Below are 4,315 nucleotides of genomic sequence, written 5' to 3' on the forward strand. Positions count from 1 at the left end.
GCCCGGCGCGGGCCCCTCAGGACCTCAGGCGGGATCGCGACGTGCGGCCGGGCACGGCTCGGACGATCGGTCTGGCGTGTCGCTGGGCATCGGGATCTTCGTGGGAAGGGCGCATGCGGTCACCGAAGCCCGGCTCACCGCGCGCCAGCCTGTGCGCCCGGCGCCGCGACCCGTCAAGCGAAAGGATGGCGGCGTCGGATCGGGGGGCGACGGGGTTCGGCCGCCCGGGCTGGCGATCGTGGGCGATCGGCACCATATGTCTGATCAGGCACGCAATTTTGGCTCGAACAGGGTGAAGGCGCACCGGATCGGCAGGTCGGGCTTCGATCTTATGAGAAATATAAGTGTAGCGCCCGCTTGTATTGCGCCCAAGGTATCGCCTATCTTCCGGTCATCGAAGTTCACGAGGAGAAACGCCATGGCCTGGTCCGCCCCCATCGTTCAGGAAGTCTGCGTCGGCATGGAAGTGACGAGCTACGAGTCCGCCGAGATCGACACCTTCAACTGAGCCGATGACCGGCTCGCTCGCGAGCCGGCACGACGCCGTTTCCCACCTCTTTCCGTTCAGGAGAATTCACATGGCTTGGTCCGCCCCCGTCGTTTCCGAGATCTGCGTCGGCATGGAAGTCACCAGCTACGAGTCGGCCGAGATCGACACCTTCAACTGAGCACCGGTCGGCTGCGAACGCGGCCGGTCGACGGAACGCCGCTCCCTCGGGGGCGGCGTTTTTCGTTTGCGTCGCGCAAAAACGAAAAAGCCGGCCGTCCCTCGCGGGCGGCCGGCTTCGTCGTCCTCGGTGTCGGCAAGTTTCAGAGGCGGTAGCGGATCTGGTCGGTCCAGAACCGCTCCAGGCGACCGAGCGCGACGTTGAGCCGGCCGAAGTCGTCGTCCGAGATGCCGCCGATCGGCTGGATGGTGCGGGCGTGCTTGTCGTAGAGGCCCTGGATGATGTCGTGGACCATGCGGCCCTTGTCGGTGAGGCTGATGCGCACCGAGCGGCGGTCGGTCTTCGACCGGGCGTGGTGGAGGTAGCCGGCCTCGACGAGCTTCTTGACGTTGTAGGAGACGTTCGAGCCGAGATAGTAGCCCTTGGTGCGCAGCTCGCTCGCGGTGAGCTCCTTGTCGCCGATGTTGTAGAGCAGCAGCGCCTGGACGCTGTTGACGTCCTCGCGGCCGCGACGCTCGAACTCGTCCTTGATCACGTCGAGCAGGCGGCGATGCAGGCGCTCGACGAGGTGGAGCGCCTCGAGATACGAGCCGGTCACGACCCCGGTCTCGGGGGCGGCGGTGGTCTCCGAGATCTTGACGGCCTGGGACTTCATCGTGTGCCTCATCCGGTGGTTCTGCCGGAACATCTGCTGTCCGGCGCCGCTCATGGGGTGAACCTAGGCGGCGGAGATGAAAGGCGCTCTAAGAGACACGATGAATTCGCGATTTACTTCTGTCGGTAAATGCAAAGTGAAGCGATCCGAATAACCTCTCGTTTACCGCGCCTCCTGCGCCGCAAGCCAAGAGAATACGAAGTAGATCACTACGATACTGGACTCGGCCAAGACCAGCGCCAGCGGCGTCTGCAGAAGCTGCGGTGTGAGGACGGCGAGCGTCAGCATCGAGGTCACCGCCAGCAGCCAGACGACGCCGCCCCAGGCGCTGGTGAGCCACAGGCCGATCGCGGCGTTGGCGTCGATCACCGCGAAGTAGATCAGCGCCGCCTGCCGGCCGAACGGCTCCAGCGCGAACGGGCGATGCCCCGGCACCACGTCGAGGATCGTCGCGAACGAGAACACGCTCTTGGCGAGCCAGGCCAGCGCGGTCAGGCGCATGAACCAGACCAGCACCGTGTCCCAGGTGCTCTTGGGCGCGGCCGCGCGCCGCTCGATGCGGTCGCCCGGCGCGTCGCCGACCGCGCTGCCGCGGGTGATCCGTCCGACCTTGCGCATTAGGAGAACCGCGGCTCCGGCCGCTCAGTCGGGCCGAAGGCGGCGCGCACCGCGTCGCGGTCGACCGCCTCCAGGGTCGCCGGCCGCCAATCCGGTCGTCCGTCCTTGTCGATCAGCACCGCGCGCACGCCCTCGAAGAAGTCGTGGCCGCGCATCAGACGGGTGACGAGGCGGTATTCGGTGAGCACGGCCGCGGGAAAGTCGAGCGCGGGCCCGCGGGCCATCTGCTCGCGGGCGATGCACAGGCTCGTCGGGCAGCGGGTGCGGATCAGCGCCGCGGTCTCGGCGGCGAAGGTCGAGCCGGCCGACGCCGCGACGTCGAGGCGGCCGAGGATGTCGGCCACGTCGTCGGCGGCGAACGCGTCGTCGATCAGGCTGCGCTCGGCCACGAGCGGACCGGTCGGGGGAAGCGGGGCGCCGGTCCCGATCGCGTCGGCGACCGGTCCGCCGTCGGACAGCCGGTCGAGGATCGCCTCGAAGCCCTGCGCCGGGGCGTAGGCGGTGGCGAGGCCGATCGCGAGGGCGTCGCCGGGACCGACCCGGCTGCCGGTGAGGGCGAGATAGGTACCGATCCGTCCCGGAAGCCGGGGCAGGGCGTAGGTCATGCCCACGTCCGGAAACAGGCCGATGCCGACCTCCGGCATGGCGAAGACGTAGCTCTCGCAAGCCACGCGGTGCGCCCCGTGCAGGGAGATGCCGACGCCGCCCCCCATCACCACGCCCTCGATCAGCGCGACGACCGGCTTCTCGTAGCGCTGCATGCGCGCGACGAGGCGGTACTCGGCCTGCCAGAACGCGAACACGTCGTCGAACCGCCCGGCCTTGCCGCAGGCGGAGATGTGGCGGATGTCGCCGCCGGCGCAGAAGGCCCGGCCGCCCGCGCCACGGATCGCCACGCGGGTGACGCCGGCATCCGCCGCCCAGGCGTCGAGCTGCGCGTGCAACGCGTCGATCATCCCGAGGGAGAGCGCGTTCAGGGCCTTCGGCCGGTCGAGGGTGACGAGGCCGAGCGCGCCCCGCCGCTCGAACCGGATCTCGTCGTTGGCCGCTTCGGCTCCGCTCACGATGTGCCCGCTCCGTTCCCGTCCACGCGATCGTTGCGCGGTTAGAGGCCGACCGGGCGCTCGCGTCAACGCGCCGGGCTTCGCCGGCTCGGGCACTTGTGCTAGGCCGCGCCACCCGCGAACCGATCACAGCGAACGCGATCCCATGTCCCGCGAACATCCGTCCGACGACACGCCCCGGCCGCGCCCCCTCGCCGTGGAGACCGCGCGCGAGGATTCCCGCGCCGCCGGCCTGAAGATCACCCAGCGCCCGCGGCGCAACCGCAAGGCCGACTGGTCGCGGCGCCTCGTGCGCGAGCATACGCTGACAGTCGACGACCTGATCTGGCCGATGTTCGTGATCGAGGGCACCGGGCGGCGCGAGCCGATCGCCTCCATGCCCGGCGTCGAGCGCCTGAGCGTCGACGAGATCGTGCGCGACGCCGAGCGCGCCGCGCGCCTCGGCATCCCGGCGGTCTCGTTCTTCCCCTACACGGAGGTGAGCTTGCGCGATCCGACCGGCTCCGAGGCGCTGAACCCGGACAACCTCGTGTGCCGGGCGGTGCGCGCGGTGAAGAAGGCGGTGCCGCAGGTCGGCATCATGACCGACGTGGCGCTCGATCCCTACACCAGCCACGGCCATGACGGCCTGCTCGCGGACGGGGCGATCCTCAACGACGAGACCGTGGCGCTCCTCGTCGAGCAGAGCCTGATCCAGGCCGAGGCCGGCACCGACATCATCGCGCCCTCCGACATGATGGACGGGCGCGTCGGCGCGATCCGCGCCGGGCTCGACAAGGCCGGCTACCTCGACGTGCAGATCATGGCCTACGCCGCCAAGTACGCCAGCGCCTTCTACGGCCCGTTCCGCGACGCCATCGGCACGCAGGCGGCGCTGGTCGGCGACAAGCGCACCTACCAGATGGACCCCGGCAACGGCCTCGAGGCCCTGCGCGAGGTCGCGCTCGACCTGGAGGAGGGCGCCGATTCGGTGATGGTGAAGCCGGGCCTGCCCTATCTCGACATCATCCGCCGGGTGAAGGACGAATTCGGCGTCCCGACCTTCGCCTACCAGGTGTCGGGCGAGTACGCGATGATCGAGGCGGCCAGCCGCAACGGCTGGCTCGACGGCGACCGCGCCATGGTCGAGAGCCTGCTCGCCTTCAAGCGCGCCGGGGCCGACGGCGTGCTGACCTACTACGCCCCCCGCGTCGCCGAGCGTCTGCGCGCCGGGGCGTGAGGCGCCGGCTCCTTGCCGCCGGCGTGCTCCTCGGCTTCCTGGGAGGCCTGGTCGCCTGCGAGAGCGCAGTGCAGCGGCAGCGCCTCGACAC

6 protein-coding genes are annotated in these 4,315 nt (G+C 69.7%); 3 read left to right on the forward strand and 3 right to left on the reverse strand.

Going from position 1 to position 4,315, the window contains the following annotated elements; all coding sequences use genetic code 11:
• Window positions 1-418: 418 nt before the first annotated feature.
• Both pqqA (FV222_RS32045) and pqqA (FV222_RS32050) read left to right on the forward strand, forming a co-directional pair.
• Complete coding sequence (pqqA, locus tag FV222_RS32045) at window positions 419-508, forward strand: pyrroloquinoline quinone precursor peptide PqqA (protein ID WP_147727216.1); 90 nt, start codon at window positions 419-421, stop codon at window positions 506-508.
• Window positions 509-578: 70 nt separating this feature from the next.
• On the forward strand, window positions 579-668 hold the full coding sequence (pqqA, locus tag FV222_RS32050; protein ID WP_007559225.1) for a pyrroloquinoline quinone precursor peptide PqqA: 90 nt from the start codon (window positions 579-581) through the stop codon (window positions 666-668).
• Window positions 669-810: 142 nt separating this feature from the next.
• On the opposite strand, the gene FV222_RS18490 is transcribed toward pqqA (FV222_RS32050), so the two are convergent.
• The 3 genes from FV222_RS18490 to FV222_RS18500 form a co-directional block, all read right to left on the reverse strand.
• The gene (locus FV222_RS18490; protein WP_147751701.1) at window positions 811-1,323 is read right to left on the reverse strand and encodes a winged helix DNA-binding protein; all 513 of its coding nucleotides are present in this window, start codon (window positions 1,321-1,323) and stop codon (window positions 811-813) included.
• Between the two features lie 162 nt (window positions 1,324-1,485).
• On the reverse strand, window positions 1,486-1,941 hold the full coding sequence (locus tag FV222_RS18495; RefSeq protein WP_147751685.1) for a DUF6163 family protein: 456 nt from the start codon (window positions 1,939-1,941) through the stop codon (window positions 1,486-1,488).
• Window positions 1,941-3,005 (reverse strand): enoyl-CoA hydratase/isomerase family protein, encoded by a 1,065-nt coding sequence (locus tag FV222_RS18500; RefSeq protein WP_147764048.1) that lies wholly within the window; start codon window positions 3,003-3,005, stop codon window positions 1,941-1,943. Before FV222_RS18500 ends, FV222_RS18495 begins: the two co-directional genes overlap by 1 nt.
• A 145-nt stretch (window positions 3,006-3,150) precedes the next feature.
• Here FV222_RS18500 and hemB point away from each other — a divergent pair, with 145 nt between their 5' ends.
• Window positions 3,151-4,224, forward strand: a complete 1,074-nt coding sequence (gene hemB / locus FV222_RS18505) for a porphobilinogen synthase (RefSeq protein WP_147764049.1) — start codon at window positions 3,151-3,153, stop codon at window positions 4,222-4,224.
• The last annotated feature ends 91 nt before the right edge of the window (window positions 4,225-4,315 follow it).

It is taken from the genome of Methylobacterium sp. WL103, assembly GCF_008039885.1.
Lineage (GTDB): Bacteria > Pseudomonadota > Alphaproteobacteria > Rhizobiales > Beijerinckiaceae > Methylobacterium > Methylobacterium cerastii.